We start from the raw sequence: 23,128 nt of genomic DNA on the forward strand, positions 1-23,128 counted from the left end.
ATGCACAAATAACAACCAATAAAAAAGCTATTAATTTTTCAAATAAAGACCTTTTCTATTTTTTGATTCAATATTGAACATTAAATATAGGAAGTTATATCGCAGATATGTGGATATAGATAGGAGGAAGAGTATTTTATTTGGAACAATAATAAAATCCGGATAAATAAAAAGCCGAGTATAAATACTCGGCTTTATTTTTTAACGTCTACTATGACTTAGCAATATATGCTTAAGCAAGTAACTCGTTAGCAGTGTTTACGATGTTCTCAACAGTAAAGCCGAACATTTTAAATAGCTCTTCAGCAGGTGCTGATTCGCCAAATGTTGTCATACCGATGATGCGACCGTTAAGGCCTACATACTTGTACCAGTAGTCAGCAATACCCGCTTCGATAGCGATACGTGCTGTAACGTCTGCTGGAAGAACGCTTTCACGGTAAGCAGCATCTTGCTTATCGAACAGGTCAGTAGCAGGCATAGACACTAGACGTACTTGACGACCAGCAGCTGTTAGTTCTGCGTATGCTTCTGCTGCGATACCTACTTCAGAACCCGTTGCGATTAAGATTAGCTCTGGCTTACCAGCACAATCTTTAAGGATGTAACCACCCTTAACGATGTTAGCAACTTGCTCAGCAGTACGATCTTGTTGAGTTAGGTTTTGACGAGAGAAGATTAAAGATGTTGGACCATCTTTACGCTCGATCGCGTATTTCCAAGAAACTGCAGATTCAACTTGGTCACATGGACGCCATGTGCTCATGTTTGGTGTTAGACGTAGTGATGATACTTGCTCAACAGGTTGGTGAGTTGGACCATCTTCGCCAAGACCGATAGAGTCGTGAGTGTACACTTGAATGTTCTGAACTTTCATCAGAGCAGCCATGCGTAGTGCGTTACGTGCGTATTCCATAAACATTAGGAATGTTGCGCCGTAAGGAACAAAACCACCGTGCAGTGCCATACCGTTGATCATTGCAGTCATACCAAATTCACGTACGCCGTAGTGAATGTAGTTGCCTGATGCATCTTCAGGTGTGATTGACTTAGAGCCAGACCACATAGTTAGGTTTGATGGTGCTAGGTCAGCAGAACCGCCCATGAATTCAGGTAATAGTTTACCAAATGCTTCAAGTGCGTTTTGAGAGGCTTTACGTGATGCAATGTTAGCTGGGTTTGCTTGTAGATCAGCAATAACTTTGCTTGTTTCTGCTTCCCAGTTAGCAGGTAGACCACCTGTCATACGACGAGTAAACTCAGCCGCTAGCTCAGGGAATGCTGCTGTGTATGCTGCAAATTTCTCATTCCAAGATGCTTGTTTTGCTTTACCAGCTTCTTTTGCATCCCACTCTGCGTAAATTTCAGCAGGGATTTCAAATGCACCATATGTCCAACCTAGGAATTCACGTGCTGCTTTGATTTCGTCAGCGCCTAGTGGAGCACCGTGACAGTCGTGAGAGCCAGCTTTGTTTGGCGAACCAAAACCGATGATTGTTTTACAACAGATCAAAGTAGGCTTAGTTGTTTCAGCTTTTGCAGCTTCGATAGCAGCATTGATTGCCGCTGCATCGTGGCCATCAACGCTACGGATCACGTGCCAGCCGTATGCTTCAAAACGCTTAGCAGTATCGTCAGCAAACCAACCTTCTACTTCGCCATCGATAGAGATACCGTTGTCATCCCAGAAAGCAACTAGCTTACCAAGACCTAAAGTACCAGCTAGAGAACATGCTTCGTGAGAGATACCTTCCATCATACAACCGTCGCCCATGAAAGCGTAAGTGTGGTGATCGACGATGTCATGACCTTCACGGTTGAATTGTGCAGCCATTGCTTTTTCAGCAAGCGCCATACCAACAGCGTTAGTAATACCTTGGCCTAAAGGACCTGTTGTTGTTTCAACGCCAGGTGCGTAACCGTATTCTGGGTGACCTGGTGTTTTTGAATGTAATTGACGGAAGTTTTTAAGATCATCAATTGATAGGTCGTAACCTGTTAGGTGAAGTAGAGAGTAAATAAGCATAGAGCCGTGGCCGTTTGATAATACAAAACGGTCGCGATCAGCCCATTTAGGATCTTGTGGGTTGTGGTTCATGTGACCACGCCAAAGTACTTCTGCGATATCAGCCATACCCATAGGCGCGCCAGGGTGACCAGAATTTGCTTGTTGTACGCCATCCATGCTTAGGGCACGAATTGCGTTAGCTAACATTTTACGTTCCATAGTATTTTCACCAAATATTTAGGTAAATGTAAACTTAAGAAAGCGGCTCGATGAGCCGCTTTCTGAAATAATGCTTAGTTATTAAAGACGATCTGCGATCATTGTCTCTAATTTGCCTTGGTCAACTGCGAAGTTACGAATACCTTCAGCTAGTTTCTCAACAGCCATTGCTTCTTGGTTGTGATCCCATAGGAATTCAGCGTGAGTCATTGCTGCTGGGCGATCTTTTAGTTCTGTCGCTGCAACAAGCTTAGGCTCTACAATGCCAGTAGCATCTTCAAGTTCTTGAAGAAGTTGTGGGCTGATAGTTAGACGGTCACAACCTGCTAGCTCAAGAATTTCACCGATGTTACGGAAGCTTGCGCCCATAACAACAGTATTATAGCCGTGTTCTTTGTAGTAGTTGTAGATGCTAGTTACAGAGATAACGCCTGGATCTTCTTGTGCTTCAAAATCACGGCCTTCTTTTGCTTTGTACCAATCCATAATACGACCAACGAATGGTGAGATTAGGAATACGCCAGCTTCAGCACATGCACGCGCTTGAGCAAAAGAGAATAGTAGCGTTAGGTTACAGTTGATGCCTTCTTTTTCAAGAATCTCAGCTGCACGAATACCTTCCCAAGTAGATGCTAACTTAATAAGGATGCGATCATTGGTGATACCCGCATCATTATAAAGTTTGATTAGGTGGCGTGCTTTAATAACACTTGCTTCTGTATCGTAAGAAAGACGAGCATCAACTTCTGTTGAGATACGACCAGGAACAACATTTAGGATTTCTTTACCAATGTTTACTGCAAGCATGTCGCAAGTATCTTGGATTTGTTGTGCTTTATCATCGCTTTGTGCTTTTGCGTAAGCAATAGATTGGTCAATTAGAGGTGCATACTCAGCAATTTGTGCTGCTTTTAAGATCAATGATGGGTTTGTTGTCGCATCTTCTGGTTGGTATTTGCTGATATCTTTGATGTCACCAGTGTCAGCAACAACAGTAGTTAGTGCGCGTAGTTGTTCTAGTTTTGTGCTCATATCTATCGACCTTATGTATAGGGCTTATGTCATGATGGCATCAGTTATAGCTTGAAATGCCATCATGTTCAAAAGAATTCATACCGACTCTTAACCACATTGATGATAACCATTAACTCATCGAGTGAGCGGATGGAATGTGCAAGAGCATTTGATAGATTGATAATTGACTTTTTTGGCTTTTTTGTCAATTCAAAATGGGAATAAATCCCGTTTTGATCGCAATAAAAGCCAGTTAAAATTTAAATTATCTTTGTTTAGTAAATGTGAGGTATTTTTTTACTTTTTATTGAGTGAACATTTGATCTTACTGTTGATCATTTGCTTAGTTAGGAAAGGGCTAAAGTGAAGCCTTGTTAAATGATATTAGACGTAAAAATAACTGTAAAAAAGCCATTAGATTATGCTCTAATGGCGTCAATGGCGAGCTTGAAAGATATCGCGAGATAATTAGAACTTGTAGTCAACACCTACTGAGTAGATTGTTGTATCTGAGTCGATATTTAAATTTTTGTCATTATGGCTATTTTCAAGCTTTGCAGTTAAGTAATCAACTCCTGCACGAACGTTTAGATGCTCAGCGACAGCAAAGTTAACACCCGTACCAGCAGTCCAACCAAAGCCATCAACATCAATATCATCATGATGCATGTTTTCATGGCCGTTATAGTTACCATCAGCAGCAACATATGCTACACCTGCTTTGCCGTAAACAGAGAAGCGATCATTAAGCGGGAACATAATACGTGGCGTTAAAGTTGCGTAGCCCTTTTTGACATGCTTTTGTTCACCTGTTTGGCCAATTGTTGCTTCCAGACCTAGATTTTCAGTGAAGTTATAGCCACCGTAAACACCGTAAGCAAGTACATCATCATCTAAGTTATAGCTACTGTCGTGTCCATGGGCACTAAGATTAGTTGATGCGTTACCGATGTTACCACCAATGTAAGCGCCTTGTTGATCGGCAACTGCTGAACCTGAAGCAAGAATTAATGCTAGCGGCAATAGTACTTTTTTCATGATGTTGTCCTTTTATTTCAATGAATAATTGGTTTCTGATATTCATAGTACGGATAACATAATGAGAAATGTCAGGGTTTTGAAAGGTGTTTTATTGCAAAGCGTTATTTTACATTTAGCTGATTTTACTCTGACGTTCAGCTTACATTCAGCATATATTTGAGTAATATTTGTCAATCTTTAGATGTAAATGGCATTTATTTAGTCGTTTTAAATATAACTAACACTGTCTTGCTTATTGTAATAATTGTTCAAGGGTCATTGGTGATGACATCAAGCCTAATGCTTGTGCGGGTGTTATACCGGCTTTATTTTGATGGCAAAGGTTATGCCAAGCACGATAGATATCTAATAATGGTAATAAGCTAGCAGGGCGAAGTTTACGCCGTGGTTCATTGATCATATGGCTAAATTGGTCATAAAAACGTTGTTGATAAACTGTCGCTGCTTGATGAGTAGCAACAGTTAGCCAATGTTGTTGCTGTTTTTTATTGCCACCAAGATGACAGATGCCTTTATTACTGCCTTTATTACGACTGAATGCCCAGCGGTCTCGCCACCATCCCATTAATACGATATCAATTTTTTCGGTATGTTGTCCGTGTTGCCATTGCGCATCTTCAACAACATACAGAGGATGGAGAGTATGGTTATTAACTCGATCAATAAATACTGACAAACAGGCTGAACGTAATAAGGTTTCTTGAGGCATAAACACTGCGAGACAAGGAATATTGGAATTGAGCAACTCGCGTAAATATAAAAAATGACTATAGACTGTATATTGAGGACGGATAAGGCAGCCTTTGGTTGGGTAGTTAATAGTGACTTCACCACTCAATGGGTTTTCCATATTTTTACGGGCTAAGATTTGGCGATAAGTCGCATCAATATGTGCGAGTAGTCCTTGTGAAGTTACGACGGTATTAGCAGAATGATAATAGCTATGTGGAGCGATAAAACGGGTGCCAATATAATATGCATCGTGCTGGTTAGCATAAGTTGTTACTGGTTGCTGCGTTTGATAATTAACATGTTGACTGACCACATAACCAGAATCTGCTTCAGCGGTAGCGATCCATAATACGCCATTGTTACTGTGGGGCTGCAATGGGGTTAGATCTGTTGCAAGGTGACGTGTTTGAGCGTATTTGCCTAACCGCGCATCAAAAATTGTTAGTTGGTGGCGGCATCGAGCAGCGATATGATTAAGTTGATCATAAAAGGTTTTCGGATTAATCACTAGCCGACGACAAATCTCTCGTACGGTATAGCCGGTAAATAAATAGGCTAATAATTTTTGTTGTAGTTGATGCTTATTATTACCGTTAGACCATGGATCGACAAAGGTATGATGACAAGATTTACACCGATAACGTTGACGTTCACCACTAAAGCCAAACGCATGATAAAGCTGGCGATAGGTAAGAACGGGTAAGCCATTATGTGGACAATCAGAATTTGAACAAGCAGCTAAACCACTATTTTGTTGCTGTGCTAGGCGCTGTTTTTCTGCAATAACGTCATGATTACTAAGTACTGGTGGAAATGCGCCACACTCTCGGCAAATCAGTATTGGACGCTGTAAATTATTTTTTTGTAATACATAGAGCTGTGGGTCTGTGCGACTAAAGTTGGCACAGGCAACGGTTTTACAGTAATTGAATTGAATATCATCACAAGCTGGCGGTAGTTGATCCAATGTCGTTTGCATAGAGGATAAAGTCATCGATCGTCACCGAGTTATGTTGAGGTGGTCATGATTATACCTAAGCGTAATGATGTTGCTTTACTATTATTGAAATTATTTAAATGTTGAATAAGATTGCTATTAATAGGTATAAAAAAAGTGAAAAATACATCACTACAGATATATTTTTCACTCTAATAATTTTTATAACAGACTTATCGTTACAGCCAGTATTATCACAATAAGATATTATAAATTAATGGCAGTTTCTAATGCTACGTTCATCATTTCATTGAAAGAATGCTGACGAGCTTCTGCACTTAATTTTTCGCCACGTTTAATATGGTCAGATACCGTTAGGATTGTTAGTGCTTTAGCGCCAAGTTCTGCAGCAACGCCGTAGATACCAGCAGCTTCCATATCAACACCTAAAATACCTAATTTTTCCATCTTATCAAATAGGCCAACTTCTGGGCTGTAGAATAGATCTGCTGAGAATACGTTACCAACACGAACTGCAACATTTTGTGCGCGTGCTTGGTTTACAGCTGTTTCAAGTAAGTGGTAGTCAGCAATCGCTGCGAAATCGTGGTTAGCAAAACGGATGCGGTTAACTTTTGAGTCAGTTGAAGCGCCCATTGCAATGATTACGTCCATTAATTTAACGTCATCATGAACAGCACCACAGCTACCAATACGAATGATGTTTTTAACACCAAAATCTCGAATTAGCTCATGGACATAGATAGAGCAAGATGGAATACCCATACCATGACCCATTACTGATACTGGTTTACCTTTATAAGTACCAGTGAAACCGTACATGCTGCGAACATCACAAACACGTTTTACGTTTTCTAGGTAAGTTTCTGCAATAAACTGTGCGCGTAGTGGGTCACCTGGCATTAAAATTGTTTCTGCAAAATCGCCAACTTCAGCATTGATATGTGGGGTAGCCATGAAGTACTCCTAGGGTTATGAGTTATTTAGAAGCAATAAGTATGCTTCAATTTATGGCGCTAGTTTATTGAATAAAATATTCAAGCCTTGAGATCTAGATCACAAAAATAGGGCTATTTTAGTTAATGAACGGCATTGATTACCAAATCTGTTGAAAGTGTGAATGGTATCGTTTTCTTTTTTAAGGTTAATTAAATGCATAATTAAGTCATCGGTAATGTTTTTAATGCTTAAGGAATTGATATTTTGAGGTTTTTTGTTTGTCGCTGCTGTTTTTGTATGGTTAATAAAAAAAATAACCAACTAAAAAATGTAATCCATTACATTGCTAGCGATCGTTATATCGGCTTTTTCATGATTAATCGAGTGTCATCATTGATGGTGTGAAAGAGGTTCTTCTTGAGCATGATCTTGGGTAGAATTAACAAAAAAGAAGGTTGAGAAGACGATGTATAATTTAACCCAATTATCAGATAGTGAAAGAATGCGTATCGAGTTAGATAAGCAAGCTTCTTATACTGTTTGGAAAGTGAAAAACGGTAAAGTCGGTTATGAGGCGTTTGCTGAGTTAACCAATAATATTGACGATGATGATGAACGTGACTTTTGCCAACAAGCCATCATGAAATATAAAACGTTAATGGGCGTTAATTGATAGCTAGTATGTGGCATCTTTTGCAGCGTACATACAACGATGTACGCTGGAATAATCAATGATGGTGTTGCATACCATGGCTTACATCATGTGTTATGCCATTATTATTTCCGCTGTATGTTGTAGCTTTAACGGCAACATTGACTGTTATTTCACCGGCATGCTTAAAGGTCAGTGTTAATGGAAAGTGTGAATCAATCGTAGGCACTTCAATAAGATTAAATAACATTATATGCAGACCGCCAGGGGCTAATTGTTGTTGCTGTTCAGCCGCGACATTAATTGTTTCAACTTGACGCATTTGTATCAATCCATTGTTATTATTTTGTGTATGTAACTCGACTATTTGGGCTATAGGTGAACGTGCTGCAATAAGCGTATCGTCAACATCACTATGATTAATAATGGATAAAAAAGCTGCTGCGACATTGGATGTGGGTGGAACGGCTTTAGACCAAGGATATGCTATTTCGATTGTCGTAGCTGTAACAGTGATAGGCATTGTGATAATGGCACTAGCGAATAGGGCTATAAGTATTTTTAGCATCAAATGGCACTCCTTTACCAATAATATGAAATTGAGTGTGTATTGAGAGTGTAGCATTAGAAATAAGTGCTGGTTATATTTATTGCTATATAGTCAGTAATAACTAACGGCAGATAGAGCCGTTGCAACTACTTTCAGTGATATGGACTCAGTAATTTTAGTGTTAATATTGTGCTCGCAACAAGATTAATTGAGACTATTATTTTAATATTGCGTATTCTGTGCACAGAAATTAATCAAAGGGTGAATTACAGTGAAAACAACTGAATTTTCTGCACTTGATGACGATAATGCTCAGCATGAAGTATCGTTTTCATTACACGCAGAAAAACGTTCAGGGCATAAGGCGCCGCCGGCGAATACCCCTGATTTTAGTCAGCCAGCATCATGTTCTGATGCTGTTAATGATAAAATAGTGACTGAAACTATGACAAAGCCACGCTCTAAGCGTTTAACTGATTGTCCAGCTTGTGATGGTAGTGTTTCTCGCCGTGCCCACTTTTGCCCTCATTGTGGTGAGCCAGATCCTTCGCGTCATATGCAGCGGACACAATGGTTCTCTCGTATCGTGTGGACAATTATAATTGTTACGGCTGGATGGTATGCTTATACTTCTTTAGTACCATTAATCGTTGATCGTCTTAAAGGTTAACCTGATAAACATCAGTATTAAGTCGTAACGTTAATATAAGTACCAAAATATTTACCCCAATAGTCGATTTATGATTATTGGGGTTTTTTGTTAATGCGTTTTTTGCATACCACGAGTTTGATTCATAGTACGTGAACCTGCAGTACCATAACTGTTAATATCGTAGCGATTAGGGGAATAACCAATACGAGAACGGTAACGACGATCGAGTGGATACAAATTAATATTGTAATTATCAATAAGTTGTTTAATCACCACATTCATTTCTTTTTGTGGTGTGTTTTGTTCTCTAAGGTAGTAATAAAGGTTTTCTGCGCGTTGTTGATTCATTGTGTCCTCCAAATAGGAAAAGGTTGCTATTTCAGCAATCAGGAATACACAGCAAAAGACAGTTAAATAACATCAAAGAAGTGATGTCATGTGGACTTATTATATTTAATTTTAAGTAAATGATAATGACTGTAAACGTTAAATTAGTTTTACTTACGAGTAATAATCTATCGTTAATTACGTCAAATTTTTCAGTATTTAGATGTTGTTTATAATTTTGTTTGCTTAATCGTTCTATCACACTAACAATAATGATGTATTAATGAGGAATTCTATAAATGTTTAAGCAAAGTACTAAAATAAATATCGTCAGTGTCAGTGTTGGGATATTAATTTTACCGTGGTTACCATTACTTATAAGTCAGTATTCATTGTTTAAAATGATAACCGACGCAATCAGTGGAATTGCGTTTGCATTCGCATGGGGGATAGGCTTACCTACAGTTATTAGTTATGTTGCTGCGATCATTATTTTATTGGCCCCTGCTGCGTTAGCATTTTATTGGGTAAAACATACTTTACGGATGATCACCAAAGCTTAATTTATAATAATACGATGAAATACCCACTACTACAGAATATTTAATTAGAATCATTGTTCTGTCTAGTTAGGTGTAAAAAAATTAGTTTTCGTTGGTAGTCATAATACTAATTTTTTATTCAAGATAACGGCGATCAGTTTTTATTGTGTGGTTTTTTGCGCTAAATGGTTGTATTGATAAAACAAGAAGACCAATTGTGGTCTTCTTGTCCTGCATTATATGCTCAATCTAATAAAGCTTATGCACCTTCAAAATGATAAGTCATATCTGTGGTATATGTCATTTTAGTAAATAAAGTATTGGTTAATTGATCGGTCAATGCCAATGCATCTGCAACCGTTGTCTTCTCAAATTGATTGATCAAGGCTTGTGCTTTTTTAGGCTGACGTTTGTAAATTTTAAGGTAATGTTTTTCAAGTTCACGTTGTTTAGATGCCGTTTGTACTTCAAACTTATGATAAGCCGTTTGAACAATCGGAGAAAATACCTTCCAGTTGGTCATTGCTAAGGTTTGCAGCTTACGGAATGCCCAATTAGCAGATGCACTATCAGCTTTATCTGTACCAATAGTTAATGCATGTGGCACTTCAGTCATACCTTGGTAATAAGGAATGTAAACACCAAGCGCACTCATACCGTATGAAATGTAAGCTACATCACCAATAGCGGTAGGTAAATTAGGGCGCACTTGCAATACGTGAGATTCTTGAGTGCGGAATACCGAAATAGGGCGGTAAGCTTCTTTCGGGTTTTGGGTTGCATAAGGGTCGTGTGATGTGCCTTGGTAATGATTACGTAGACCTTGTTCAACATCAGCAACACTCAGTTTTCTGGTTGGTTTTAGAAAAACAGGGAAAGTAGTACCTTGGTCGATCTTAGTCGTTAATCCTTGGGTATACATATGCTGTAACGTCCACACGCGTGGATAGTTATACGTCACATCGTTAGGTGTATCTTGTGAATAAGCAGCATGGAAGTTAAATGGCTTGCCTGCTTCTGCTTTATATAACCCATGTTGTTCAGCAAAACTGACTAATGTTGGTGATGCCATGTAATTAGGGTTATTAGGTAAATAAGTCGTTAAACGTCCTTGGTTTGCTGAAACGAAGTATTTATTCGCCGGGATTTTTTCTGCCATCCATTGGTGGCCGCTGCCACTTTCTAAATACCAAATACCGGTATTATCAACAAATGCTACCCCAAACCCTTCTGCAGCACCTTGAGTTTCAATGATCTTACCAAGTAACTCTACGCCTTCTTTTGCAGAGTGGATACGCGGTAAAATCACGTTTTCAATTGCATCTTCACCAATGCCCGTCTTGGTGACATAAGGATCGGCTTTAAGTGCTTTGGCGCCATTATAGATAGTTTCTGTAGCAGACATACCGACGCCAGCAGAGTTAAAGCCGACTTCGCCCATACTCTTATTGTGGGTATCAAAATCTGACATTGACGTATATTGCAATGCATCTTTAGCAGCAGGGTAGGTGAAATTATTTGCATTACCGTGGAAATCACTTTTTTGCATTTTTTCAGCTGGGTGAAAAACAAAATGTTTAGCGTTGGTAGCTTGGTAGTCTTCATTACGAGCAATAATGTAAGAACCATCTGTTGTTGCCTGATTACCAACTAAGATAGTAGTACAAGCACTAGCAGGTAATGCCACTACTGCAGTAAATGCCGCTGTTATAGCAGAGGCTAAAAAGGTGATTTTTTTCATGTTCTTCATAATATCGGGTGAATAATATGATAGTTATACGGGGAAAGTTAAGCTATTTTTGTGAGGAATATCACTTTTATATATTCTCTAAAGGTATAATAATTTTGCAGTTTTATGTTTGATTGTATTGTGAGTCATTAAAATGCTCATAAATTGTTTAACGTCATTCGTGAGGTGATAACGGTTATTACTCGGGTTTGATGAATTATTGATGTATGATGAAATATAGAAATTTATTATAAATATCAGTGATGTAATATCATTTTATAGGGTCAATGAGGATCAAAGTAACCTATGAGCAATAAAACCATCATTATGAGTGCAATGACTGCGCTATTGTTATCAGCCTCGGTACAAGCATCTGAATCCTTTGTTTTACAGCCAGTTAGTGATGCGAACACGGTAGCACCATCAGTTAAATTTGATGATAGTGGTCATTATTTTATAGGTGTTACGGGAGGGAAAACTAATATTAGTATGACTGCAAATACGACTAATAGCAGCAACGATAGTTTATCTTCGCCTGATAGTGCAGGTTTTGTCGGTGCAAATATTGGTTATTATACGGCTGGTGGTGCAGGACGGCTTTATTACAGCTGGCAAAAAATGACAGCTGAATCTAATTTAAATGGCATTAAAGCTATTGAAACAGATGTGACCTTGCATTTATTAAATGCTGATTATATTTTCCGCGCAGATAAAAGTATTAATCCATTCATTGGTGCCCATTTAGGTTATATGATCGCTGATAGTAAAGGCCAACAGTATGGCTCACATAGCCAGTCAGGTGAAGTGCTTGGTATTCAGGCCGGTGTTGCATGGCGGATCTCAAATAACATATCTGCTGAAGTTGGTGTGCGTCATACTGCAACACAAGGCGAAGATACTAAACCCTGGTCATCAAATAAAATTATCTCGCAAATTAAAAGTGTTTCAACAGGGTATGCATCATTAAATTACCGTTTTTAAGGCGCTTTTTTTATTTGCAGGTGTGGTTTTGATGAATATTAAATTTGATTTAATAATGATTGAGGCCATTTTATTAAATGGTGAGTAAACAGAAGGTTTACTCACCCGTTTAGCCGCGTATAATGCATCCCCCTAGTAAACGACAACCATTATCAATAAAGGACTTCACCTTGAAGCTATTTGTTAGAGACCTCACTGTAATTGACGCATCTTACTTGTGCCCACAACGGGGAATGGTGGGTGAGAGTTGGATTCTTGATGTGGTGATGTCGGGTGAGTTGAATGAAATGAGCATGGTGCTTGATTTCAGCCGTGTAAAAAAGCAAATTAAACAACTCGTTGATCAATATGTTGATCACCGCTTATTGATACCTACTGCATCAACCGCCATTCAAACAGCAACCACTAAAGCGGATTACATGACGGTTGATTTAGTCAGTGAGCAGCATGCGATTCACTTACATAGTCCAGAACAGGCATTTTGTTTTGTTGATGCTGAAGCTATCACTATTGAGACCGTAACTGAGCATGTACAGCAAGTGTTGCTTGGCAATTTACCAAGTAATGTACAAGGCCTAGAAATTACCTTACGTCACGAAAATATTGACGGGGCGTTTTATCATTACAGCCATGGTTTGAAAAAGCATGATGGTAATTGTCAGCGCATTGCGCATGGACACCGTTCACCAGTTGAGTTAGTCGTTAATGGTCAACGTAATGCTGAATTGGAACAACAATGGGCACAACGTTGGCAAGATATTTATTTAGGCTCACAAGAAGATGTTATCAGTGTTAGTGAGTTAAATTTAAGTGCGGCTGCGGCAAACATCAATGATGAAACACATTATGGCTTTCGCTATACCGCGCCACAAGGTGAATTTGAATTAGCCATCGCAAAGTCAGTGACTGAAATATTAGCCACTGATACCACGGTTGAGTTGTTAGCTTGCTATATTGCAGAACAGCTTAAACCGCAATTAGTTGCTACAGATCGACTTGATGTTTTTGCCTACGAGGGGGTAGGTAAAGGTGCGATGGCAAGTATAGGCTAAAGGTCTATTTTGACCATGTAATTGATATAAAGCATAAAAAATAAGCTCAATGTGGTATTTGTAGTAATGCAAATATTGGATTGGGCTTTTTTTTGGTTAAAATTAAAGCAAAATCAGTGTAATAGTGAGATCTTTCGCACTAAATATAGTTTCTTTCACCTAATAGTCAGTTATTTGTGCGTAAACTTAGAATAAGTGTCATAAACAAGAGGGATCGATTATGCCTTTAGCGCCTCTAACCAGTGACAAGCTGTATCGTATTGCAGCCCTAAATGGATTGAGTGATGCGTGTAAGTCAACTAAGCATCTTACACCATTAGATGAAATAGTAGGACAAGAACGGGCTCAACATGCAGTTGAGTTTGCGATGTCGATAAAAGAAAAAGGCTATAATATTTATGCCATTGGCCGTAATGGTTTAGGTAAACGCACTATGGTTATGCGTTATTTAAATCGACATGAGCCTAATGGTAATAGCCATACCTTGTATGATTGGTGCTACGTATCTAATTTTGGTGATACGCGCTGTCCGAAAGTATTAAAGCTACCCGCAGGCGAAGGCTGTAGCTTTAAAAAAGACATTGAAAACTTAATGAAACGGTTAGTAAAAGCGTTTCCATTAGCGTTTGATAATGAGCTTTATTATTCGCGCGCTGAAAAATTAAAAGCGGAATTAGCATCAAAGCAAGAAGCAACATTAAAGTCTCTTACACAAAGTGCCGAAGAACGGGGTATTAGCGTTTCAATCACCAATCAAGGTGATTATCAGTTAGTAGCAATGAATGGAAAAGAGCCACACACAGAAGCTAGTTTTGCAGCCTTGTCAGCAGAGGAACAGCTCGCTTTTGAAAATACCATTAATGCACTGGAAGCTGAGTTGCGTGGTATTGTACGTAAGCTTACAGAATGGGAAGAACAATATTCAGAGAAGCAACAAAAACTTGATGAAAATATTGCTCAAGAAGTTGTTGGCCATTGTATTAAAGATCTGCAAGTAAAATATAAAAAGGTGGCGGATGTAAAAGCATATTTAGCTGATATGTATGCTGATATTTTAGATCATATTGATATTTTTCTTGAAGAAAATGAAGAGCAAGTAGCACTCGCTTATGCATCATTAGATAAAAAGATGCCGCGTCGTTATCAAGTTAATGTGTTAGTACATCAAAGTGATGAATGTAAATTTCCGATCGAAGTTGAAGAAAGTCCAAGTTACCATTCGATTTTTGGTTATATAGAAAACGCGACCTACAAGGGTACCGTGTTTACTGACTTTTCTTTAATTCGCGCCGGTAGCCTCCATCGTGCTAATGGTGGTGTGTTGATGATGGACGCAGTAAAAGTGCTTGAGCGACCGTATGTTTGGGATGGTCTTAAACGTGCATTGCGAGCACAAAAGCTCAATTTAAGCTCTCTTGAGCGAGAGGTGACACTTTCTGGCACAATTTCATTAGAGCCAGAAGCCATTCCTCTCAATGTAAAAATCATTCTGTTTGGTGATTATCAAACCTATCAGTTATTACAACACTACGATCCAGAGTTTAAAGAACTGTTTCGTGTAACAGCTGATTTTGAAGATGACATGCCGCGTAATGATACCTCAGAAGAGCATTATGCACGCTTTATTGCCAGTATTGTGCATGATAATGATATGCTGCATTGTGATCGCAAAGCTATTGCTCGTATCATTGAATACAGCTCTCGCCAAGCTGATGATCAAAATAAGTTATCGCTACATTCGGCAGATATTGCTAATTTATTACGTGAAACTAACTATGTAGCGCGTGCTTCTAATGCGACTATGATCCGCAGTAGTCATGTTGAACAAGCAATGTTAAATCAAGAGCTTAGAGTAAGTCGTTTAAAAGATCATGTTATGCAAAGTTTTGTCACCGGCACCACACTGCTTGATGTTGATTCACAGGCAGTTGGACAAGTAAATGCATTGTCGGTGATCGCAACCTCTGATTACCAGTTTGGCGCGCCAAGTCGAATCACTGCAACAACAGCTTATGGTAGTGGTGAAGTATTTGATATTGAACGCAGTGCTGAGTTAGGCGGTAATATTCACTCAAAAGGGGTGATGATCCTTTCAGCATATTTAGCCTCTGTGTTTGGAAAAACAGCAAAAATTCCGTTAACAACCCACCTTACTTTTGAGCAATCATACGGTGGCGTTGATGGTGATAGCGCATCGATGGCGGAAGTATGTGCGATTATTTCTGCATTTTCTGGTTTACCATTACGACAAGATATTGCGATCACAGGTTCAATGAATCAATTTGGTGAAGCGCAGCCAATTGGTGGTGTAAATCAGAAAATTGAAGGTTTTTTTGATGTCTGTGGTATTAAAGGACGTACATCTGGACAAGGGGTCATTATTCCTGAATCTAATGTGCATAATTTAATGTTACGTAAAGATATTGTTGAAGCTGTTGAAAAAGGTGAATTTACCATTTGGGCGATAAACCATGTTTCACAAGCAATTGAAATATTTACTGGTAATGCGGTAGGTGTGGAAGCTGAGCAGGGGTTTTATCCATCGAATACGGTGTTTGGTGTAGTGCAAAGTAAGCTCAATGCTTTACGCCGATAGTTATACATTCATAACGCTATTTGATAGCTGAATACGAAGGCCGACTATGTTAAATGGTTGGCTTTTTTGTTTCTGTTGCCAAATAACAGATATAAAAAATGCCGGCCTTAGCCAGCATTTTTTTCATTTATCAATAAATGATAAATTATAGAGCTACAACGTTTGCAGCTTGAAGACCTTTTTGGCCTTGCTCTACTTCAAAAGACACTTTTTGGCCTTCAGCAAGAGTTTTGAAACCTTCAGAAGCGATAGCACGGAAGTGAACGAATACGTCAGCACCGCCGTTGTCTTGAGTAATGAAACCAAAACCTTTCTCTTCGTTAAACCATTTTACTAGACCAGTTGTTTTGTTAGACATGAGATGTCCCTTATTAGTTGAGATTAATTAACCGCTAAAATGCGATGTGCTACGTGGTTAAATTATTAATGTTACTGCCAATACAAGGGAAACACAGAGATACAAAACGAAACCGTCAATGTAGCTTTAGTTTAACTGTTACTTGGTGTTGCATTTAATAACTCTTAAACAACAGAGCGTGAAGGATAATAACAGCTGTGGTGCTGATGTACACCTATTTTTGTGTTTTTTTTGAAAAATATTGGTTCAAACTTGATTTTTTGTATTTTTTGTTTTGTTAACACCTTGATAGTTAATGGTTTATTTTTATTTTTATTAAATGTTGTTATGTGGTTATTGTTGCCATTATCTTGCACATTTAACGACATTAATATGCTAGAGTAGTAAAGTAGTTTAGCTTTTGTGGTTAGCGTCTTAAGCTAAATTGGTGATAAAATTATCGTTCATGCTTATGAATTATATAAATAAATATTAATATCAGATATGAATGAATACAGGGGAAGCAATAATGACTCATGAAACTAAAACAATGGAAGTACCTGTTGCTATCGCTGATAGAGTACAGGCACTTATTGACGGGTTTAAAGCGAAAGAAATATTTAAGGCAGAGCGTAAAGCTGTCGTAAATAATTTTCTTGCAATGGATGGTCTTAGTTGCGAGATGGCTGTTTACAGTTTGCCGCAAAATGAGTTGCTTGATACGCTTCGATTTGTCTATGAATTATCAGGTACAAACAGTAAATTCATCACAAATATCCTGATTCAATCAAGAGAAAACCCTAAGAAAGTATTGTCTGATGCGCAGAGAACAGCTGCTAAGAGTTTATTATTTAACTTGATTAATGACCCATCTGTGGTGTCTGCGATGAAAGAAATTTAATCGTTATAAATAATTACAGGTGATAAAAAACCCGCATTGATTCTCTTATGATAAGAACACTATGCGGGTTTTGTTTATCGGTAACATTTAACCGTTATTAATTATTGTTGCTGTTGTAGACGCAGCTTTTGGTAGTGTTCATTCACCTCATCAAAATGACGTAATGTCTTTTCATTGGGTTTTTTGCCTTTTAAACTCACTACAACTAACGCAATTGACGCTAATAAGAAAGCTGGAATGATTTCATAGATGCTAAAGAGAGTTGAGTTTGGCCATGCTGAATGAGCAGCAATCCAACCAAGTACAACCGCAGCACCTACAACCATACAGGCGATAGCACCATGTGCACTACAACGACGCCAGAATAATGAGAACAATACTACGGGGCCAAATGCTGCACCCATACCGGCCCAAGCGTGTCCAACAATAGATAAAATCGTACTTTGTGGATTACTTGCAAAAATCATTGCCACTAATGACACTGCAACTACCGCTAAACGACCAAGATGAACTTGTGACTTTTCAGTCAGTTTAATATCAAAGAAATGAGCAATATCTTCTGTTAACGCACTTGATGATGCTAATAATTGCGCCGCTACAGAACTCATTACCGCTGAAAGTACCGCAGCAATAAGAACTGCAGCAATCCAGGTTGGGAATAAGCCTTTGGCTAGTTCTAAAAAGATCATTTCGTTATCGAAACTATGATGTGCGCCTGAGTAATACATTGCGCCTGTTATACCGACTGCAAATGCACCGACTAAAGAAACTACCATCCAACTCATACAAATTTTTCGAGCAACACTCATGCCTTTTACATCACCAATCGCCATAAAGCGAACTAAGATGTGTGGCTGACCAAAATAACCTAGGCCCCAAGCGAGTAATGACAACACACCAATTGTACTGGTGTTATTACTGATAACGGAGAAGTAGTGGGTCGGTAATATACTTTGATCAATAGCTGGATCTAGGTTGTACCATGTCACCATTGGTGTAATTAATAGTGCAAAGAACATTAATGACCCTTGAAAGAAATCAACCCAGTTAACGGCTAGGAATCCACCTATTGCAGTGTAAACCATTAAGAATATTGCACCGATCCATACCGCTTGTGTATAAGGAATGTGGAATAAGGTTTGAATTAAGAAAGCACCACTCACAAAGCCTGCAGCTGCATAAAGTGTAAAGAAGATAAGGATAACTAATGCTGTCATTAATCTAAGAGTACGATTATCACTACCAAATCGAGCGTAAAAGTAAGAAGGGATTGTTAATGCATCACCGACATTTTCTGTATAAATACGCAGTTTTCGTGCAACAAAATGCCAGTTTAAATAAGCGCCAATGGTTAAACCAATCGGTAACCAAATTTGATCTAAACCTGAGACAAATACCGCGCCTGGTAAGCCTAATAATAACCAACCGCTCATATCTGAAGCGCCAGCACCAAGTGCGGTAACACCAGGACTTAAACTACGACCGCCAAGAACATAATCTGAATTTCCTTCTGTTTTTCGTGCCGCGACTATTCCGATAACAAAAATTATACAGAAATAAATTGCTAACACGATATAGTAAGTAGACATTGGATCTCCTATATTGCCTGATCAGTAAATCCTAACCAAAATAATTGGTTTGGGTATTAGAACTCCTGATACTTTTATTTATTGTTTCACTTAGATAGCCCAGATCCAGTTATTATTAAATATTACAGATATCTGACTAACCCGTTGAAAGCATTAAACCGCAATACTTTATTCCAAACAAAACATTTAAAACATGTAATGGGCAATAAAAATACCCAAAAGCGATACAATAAGCAAATCAAACGTTAACAATTGAGCGTTAATTGACCGCATAATGACTGATGTTTATAAATTATTAACAAGTTATTTAAAAATGAATGGTAATGTTAATTTTTGCTTTTATAAGGAAGTTCGTTATATTTATTCGATTCTATGTATTGATTATTTATAGAGGTTAATTATGAAATATAACAATTAATATTGAATGTTAATTATTATATTTACTCTCATAAGTATAATTTTTGCAATTATTGCAGCAATGAATTCTCCTTATAAATAAGCGATTAAAGATATTTCTACGAATACGATTTATATCAAAACTACCACAGTGTTTACATTGGATCATTATAGTTACCTTATTATTTTTTAAATATGGTATACCATTCTGTATAATGATGAAACCGAGAGTTTCGAAAGATTAAAACAACAGAGGTTATTGTTAGAGTTAGTTAAAATGAGATGATTAAATAGTTTTATATTCTAAATGGTCAGCTTTAGCAGTGAATACTTTGCTATTGGTGATACTAAAAGTTTGCGTAAATATTCAGTTTTGTATTGTTAGTGGTGATCACCGACAAGATCATCACCACTAATGAGGCGTATTACGCGCCTAATATTGTTTTAAGATCGGCTTCTGGAGTTGATATTGAACGCATATCGAATTTTTCAGCAATGATAGCTAATAAGTTATCGGTTAAAAATGCAGGTGCTGTTGGACCTGTATAAATACCTTTAACGCCAAGTGCAAATAAAGTTAATAGGATCACAATCGCTTTTTGTTCAAACCAAGATAATACTAACGTTAGTGGTAATTCGTTAATACCACAATCAAACTCTTTCGCTAACGCTAGTGCTAATTGAATCGCAGAATAAGCATCATTACATTGGCCAACATCAAGCAGGCGTGGAATGCCATTAATGTCGCCAAAGTTATTTTTATTAAAGCGATATTTACCACAAGCTAAAGTTAAAATCAGTGAGTCTTGAGGAACCTGTGCTGCAAAATCAGTGTAGTAACTACGTTCTGCTTTATCACCATCACAGCCGCCAACAAGGAAGAAGTGATTAATATTACCTTGTTTAACTTGATCGATAACAGCAGGTGCTGCTGCCATTAATGCATTACGACCAAAACCAATCGTGATCAGATGTTCGATTTCAGTGTGCTGAAAACCGTTTAACGCTAATGCACAATCTATTACTTGGCTAAAATCATCATCATCAATATGTGTAACTCCAGGCCAAGCTACGATGCTACGAGTAAAGATACGATCAGCATACTCACCAGCATATGGATTGATCAGACAGTTTGATGTCATCACAATAGCCCCTGGAAAATATGCAAATTCAAGTTGTTGGTTTTGCCATGCTCCACCATAGTTACCCACTAGATGCGGATATTTTTTAAGTTCTGGGTAGCTATGTGCAGGTAACATTTCACCGTTAGTGTAAACATTGATACCTTTGCCTGCCGTTTGTTGAAGAATTTTTTCGAGATCGTGCAGATCATGACCAGAGACTAAAATACATTTACCTTGCACTGGTTTTACATTGACTTGGGTTGGTTCTGGATGACCAAAAGTATTGGTTTCACCTAAATCAAGCATTTCCATGACTTTGTAGTTCATCAGTCCAATTTCCATTGAACACTCAAGTAATGCATTAAGGTCGGTAGGATCTGTGCCTAGCCAACCCATGATGTGATGGTATTGCGCATAAATAGCATTATCTGTTTGGCCTAATACACGTGCATGCTCCATATAAGCAGCTGCGCCTTTTAAACCGTAAAGACATAATAGACGTAAGCCAATTACATCTTCATCTGTGGTTTCATAGCCGCGGTTAACTGCCATTTGTGGCGCACAAGCTAAAATTTCATCAACGTTGCTTGGTAGTTCAAATTCAGCAACAACGGGAAGATTCGGTAGCAGCTGTTTGGCTTGTTTTGCTGCGGCAATGACGATTGTTTTCAAACGCATTTTATAATCAGCAGCAAGGTTGGTTAACTCAAGAATACGGTCACGATCAAAGTTAACGTTGGTCAATGTTGAAAAGAAAGCCCGTGGAGCCCAATGGTTAATTTCATCGTCAACAATATTATACTGTTGAGCTAAATCAGCCCAAAAAGAAACACCTTGCAGAGTGTAAACGAGTACATCTTGTAGATCTGAAATCTCAGCCGTTTTACCACACATACCTGCGGCATAAGCGCAGCCTTTCTTTTTTGGTGCTTCAAGGGTTTGCTCACATTGAATACAAAACATTAAAAATCTCCACAGCTTTGATTATTTTTATTACTAATCTTGAGTACTCTGCATTAACTGTGCCAGTTTTTAAGTTGTTGTTTATTAATGATTTATTTGTTTTTTAGTGATTGTGTTGATGTAAAAAACACATCGTGACTGTTGTGTTTTTTACATCGTGATTGGTTGATGTATTATTTGATACCTAATTTTTTACCCATTCGATACAGGTTGCCACGATCCATTTGTAAAAATGTTGCTGCTTTAGACCAATTGGTATTTGTTTTTTCAAGTGTGTGTTCAATAAGTTGTTTTTGATATTGCTCAACCAGTTGACGCATCGGTTGAGGTGATGTTGGAAAAAAAGGTGATGTATTTTTGACATCATTAGTGAGCGGGATATCGAAATAATGACTAGTGATTGTATGCTGGTTGTCTTGAATAGCACGCAATGCTGCACGGGTTAACGTGTGTTCCAATTCTCGAATATTTCCCGGCCATAATTTGGAAGCCAACATTTGCAAAACATTAGGTTGAATATGAAGATTTGGCAGCTTAAATTGATGACGTACTTTTTCTAATAAGTAGCCTGCAAGTACTGGAATATCGTCATGACGCTCACGTAAAGAGGGCACAAAGATAGGAAAAACATTCAGTCGATGGTACAAATCAGCACGAAAGTGACCGAGTTCGACTTCGGTATCTAATTGGCGGTTGGTCGCGGCAATAATACGCACATTGACATGTAAATGTTGATCACTGCCGACACGTTGGAGCTCACCTTGTTGCAGAACACGCAGTAATTTTGCTTGCAGTAACAGTGGTAGTTCGCCAATTTCATCTAGAAATAATGTTCCACCATCTGCAAGCTCAAATTTACCTGCGCGATGATTATTTGCGCCGGTAAATGCGCCTTTTATATGGCCAAATAATTCACTTTCAGCTAATCCTTCAGGTAATGCTGCGCAATTAACATAAATCATTGGTGTGTCAGCCCGCGAAGATTGAGCATGAAGGGCATGAGCGACTAATTCTTTACCAGTACCAGTTTCACCGCTGATTAATACCGCATAGTCAGATGTCGCAACAGTGGCGATATTAGTGCGTAATCGTTGCATTGCTTGACTAATACCAATCATTTCACCTTGTTGTGAGCGTGCTTGTTGGATCAGGGTATCAGTCAGTGATTTTTGTTTTTTATGTTGATCTTTTAGGGCATTAAATTGGGCAATATTACGTAATGTTGCTGCGGCAAGAGCAGCAAAGGTTTCAATGGCCACGGTTTCTATATTATCAAATGCGCCGACAGTCAGTGAGTCAAGTGTCAGGACGCCAACAAGTTGCCCCTCGACGTATAAGCTACAACCTAGGCAATCATGAATATCAATGGCTTGATCTTCATTTAATAACATACCGTCAAAAGGATCGGGTAATGGACAATCTGCATCAAATCGTAATGGCTCTTTGGTTGCCATAATCGCTTCTAAGCGAGGGTGAGCTTGAGGGAAAAAACGACGTCCGAGCACTGCCGTTGATAAGCCTTTAACAGCCACGGGAATTAATAGCCCTTGTTTATCTAATACAAATAAAGCACTAGCATCGCAGGGAAAGACTTGGTCGATACCATCAATTAAGTGTTGGTAGTGCTGATCACTGGCAAGGTTAGCACTAAGATTAAGGGCGATATTCAGTAATACATTATTGAGTTTTGAATTCATAACAACCTAGCAAGTGTGAGTTATTCTATGACAGCAATATTGATGTCTTTATCACATCATAGCTTGAGGGGTGATTCTTTATTTAAAAACAATAAATGATAAAAAAGATGGATCTGAGATCCATCTTTT

19 protein-coding genes are annotated in these 23,128 nt (G+C 38.4%); 7 read left to right on the forward strand and 12 right to left on the reverse strand.

Annotated elements, in window-relative coordinates:
- Positions 1–232: 232 nt before the first annotated feature.
- From tkt to deoD, 5 genes are all read right to left on the reverse strand, one after another.
- Positions 233–2,227, reverse strand: a complete 1,995-nt coding sequence (gene tkt, locus PAND9192_RS10785; protein ID WP_087853808.1) for a transketolase — start codon at positions 2,225–2,227, stop codon at positions 233–235.
- Positions 2,228–2,308: 81 nt separating this feature from the next.
- Entirely contained in the window at positions 2,309–3,259 is a 951-nt protein-coding gene (tal, locus tag PAND9192_RS10790; protein WP_087853809.1) for a transaldolase, read from the reverse strand.
- Between the two features lie 450 nt (positions 3,260–3,709).
- Positions 3,710–4,279, reverse strand: coding sequence for an outer membrane protein (locus PAND9192_RS10795; protein WP_087853810.1), 570 nt, complete (start codon positions 4,277–4,279; stop codon positions 3,710–3,712).
- A 235-nt stretch (positions 4,280–4,514) separates the two neighbouring features.
- Complete coding sequence (locus tag PAND9192_RS10800; protein ID WP_087853811.1) at positions 4,515–6,008, reverse strand: lactate dehydrogenase; 1,494 nt, start codon at positions 6,006–6,008, stop codon at positions 4,515–4,517.
- A 210-nt stretch (positions 6,009–6,218) separates the two neighbouring features.
- Positions 6,219–6,929 carry a purine-nucleoside phosphorylase gene (gene deoD, locus PAND9192_RS10805; protein ID WP_045042164.1) on the reverse strand — a complete coding sequence of 237 codons (711 nt, stop codon included), beginning with the start codon at positions 6,927–6,929 and terminating at the stop codon, positions 6,219–6,221.
- Between the two features lie 448 nt (positions 6,930–7,377).
- Between deoD and PAND9192_RS10810 the strand changes: the two genes are divergently transcribed.
- Positions 7,378–7,584, forward strand: coding sequence for a DUF3283 family protein (locus PAND9192_RS10810; RefSeq protein ID WP_060997230.1), 207 nt, complete (start codon positions 7,378–7,380; stop codon positions 7,582–7,584).
- Positions 7,585–7,639: 55 nt separating this feature from the next.
- Here the strand turns inward: PAND9192_RS10810 and PAND9192_RS10815 are convergent, their stop codons facing one another.
- Positions 7,640–8,131, reverse strand: a complete 492-nt coding sequence (locus PAND9192_RS10815; protein ID WP_159458235.1) for a copper chaperone PCu(A)C — start codon at positions 8,129–8,131, stop codon at positions 7,640–7,642.
- Between the two features lie 253 nt (positions 8,132–8,384).
- On the opposite strand from PAND9192_RS10815, the gene PAND9192_RS10820 reads away from it, so the two are divergent.
- Positions 8,385–8,783, forward strand: a complete 399-nt coding sequence (locus tag PAND9192_RS10820; protein WP_234999105.1) for a zinc ribbon domain-containing protein — start codon at positions 8,385–8,387, stop codon at positions 8,781–8,783.
- A 90-nt stretch (positions 8,784–8,873) separates the two neighbouring features.
- Here the strand turns inward: PAND9192_RS10820 and PAND9192_RS10825 are convergent, their stop codons facing one another.
- Positions 8,874–9,113, reverse strand: a complete 240-nt coding sequence (locus PAND9192_RS10825; RefSeq protein ID WP_045042162.1) for a hypothetical protein — start codon at positions 9,111–9,113, stop codon at positions 8,874–8,876.
- A 278-nt stretch (positions 9,114–9,391) separates the two neighbouring features.
- Here PAND9192_RS10825 and PAND9192_RS10830 point away from each other — a divergent pair, with 278 nt between their 5' ends.
- On the forward strand, positions 9,392–9,655 hold the full coding sequence (locus tag PAND9192_RS10830) for a hypothetical protein (RefSeq protein ID WP_060997227.1): 264 nt from the start codon (positions 9,392–9,394) through the stop codon (positions 9,653–9,655).
- 238 nt (positions 9,656–9,893) lie between these two features.
- Here PAND9192_RS10830 and PAND9192_RS10835 read toward each other — a convergent pair whose 3' ends face one another.
- Entirely contained in the window at positions 9,894–11,375 is a 1,482-nt protein-coding gene (locus PAND9192_RS10835) for a C69 family dipeptidase (protein WP_087853814.1), read from the reverse strand.
- A 294-nt stretch (positions 11,376–11,669) separates the two neighbouring features.
- Here PAND9192_RS10835 and PAND9192_RS10840 point away from each other — a divergent pair, with 294 nt between their 5' ends.
- The 3 genes from PAND9192_RS10840 (at position 11,670) to PAND9192_RS10850 (ending at position 15,992) form a co-directional block, all read left to right on the forward strand.
- The gene (locus PAND9192_RS10840; protein WP_087853815.1) at positions 11,670–12,344 is read left to right on the forward strand and encodes an opacity family porin; all 675 of its coding nucleotides are present in this window, start codon (positions 11,670–11,672) and stop codon (positions 12,342–12,344) included.
- Between the two features lie 170 nt (positions 12,345–12,514).
- Entirely contained in the window at positions 12,515–13,396 is an 882-nt protein-coding gene (locus PAND9192_RS10845; RefSeq protein WP_087853816.1) for a 6-carboxytetrahydropterin synthase, read from the forward strand.
- 220 nt (positions 13,397–13,616) lie between these two features.
- A complete protein-coding gene (locus PAND9192_RS10850; RefSeq protein ID WP_087853817.1) occupies positions 13,617–15,992 on the forward strand; it encodes a Lon protease family protein in 2,376 nt (791 codons plus the stop codon).
- 145 nt (positions 15,993–16,137) lie between these two features.
- Here the strand turns inward: PAND9192_RS10850 and cspE are convergent, their stop codons facing one another.
- Entirely contained in the window at positions 16,138–16,350 is a 213-nt protein-coding gene (cspE, locus tag PAND9192_RS10855; RefSeq protein WP_005372751.1) for a transcription antiterminator/RNA stability regulator CspE, read from the reverse strand.
- A 508-nt stretch (positions 16,351–16,858) separates the two neighbouring features.
- Here cspE and PAND9192_RS10860 point away from each other — a divergent pair.
- A complete protein-coding gene (locus tag PAND9192_RS10860; RefSeq protein ID WP_060997282.1) occupies positions 16,859–17,230 on the forward strand; it encodes a hypothetical protein in 372 nt (123 codons plus the stop codon).
- Positions 17,231–17,331: 101 nt separating this feature from the next.
- Here the strand turns inward: PAND9192_RS10860 and putP are convergent, their stop codons facing one another.
- From putP to norR, 3 genes are all read right to left on the reverse strand, one after another.
- Positions 17,332–18,819, reverse strand: a complete 1,488-nt coding sequence (gene putP, locus PAND9192_RS10865) for a sodium/proline symporter PutP (RefSeq protein ID WP_087853818.1) — start codon at positions 18,817–18,819, stop codon at positions 17,332–17,334.
- An 821-nt stretch (positions 18,820–19,640) separates the two neighbouring features.
- Positions 19,641–21,302 carry a hydroxylamine reductase gene (gene hcp / locus PAND9192_RS10870; protein ID WP_087853819.1) on the reverse strand — a complete coding sequence of 554 codons (1,662 nt, stop codon included), beginning with the start codon at positions 21,300–21,302 and terminating at the stop codon, positions 19,641–19,643.
- Between the two features lie 173 nt (positions 21,303–21,475).
- Entirely contained in the window at positions 21,476–22,999 is a 1,524-nt protein-coding gene (gene norR / locus PAND9192_RS10875) for a nitric oxide reductase transcriptional regulator NorR (RefSeq protein WP_087853820.1), read from the reverse strand.
- Between the last annotated feature and the right edge of the window lie 129 nt (positions 23,000–23,128).

This window comes from Photobacterium andalusiense (assembly GCF_900185625.1).
GTDB classification, from domain to species: Bacteria; Pseudomonadota; Gammaproteobacteria; order Enterobacterales; family Vibrionaceae; genus Photobacterium; species Photobacterium aquimaris.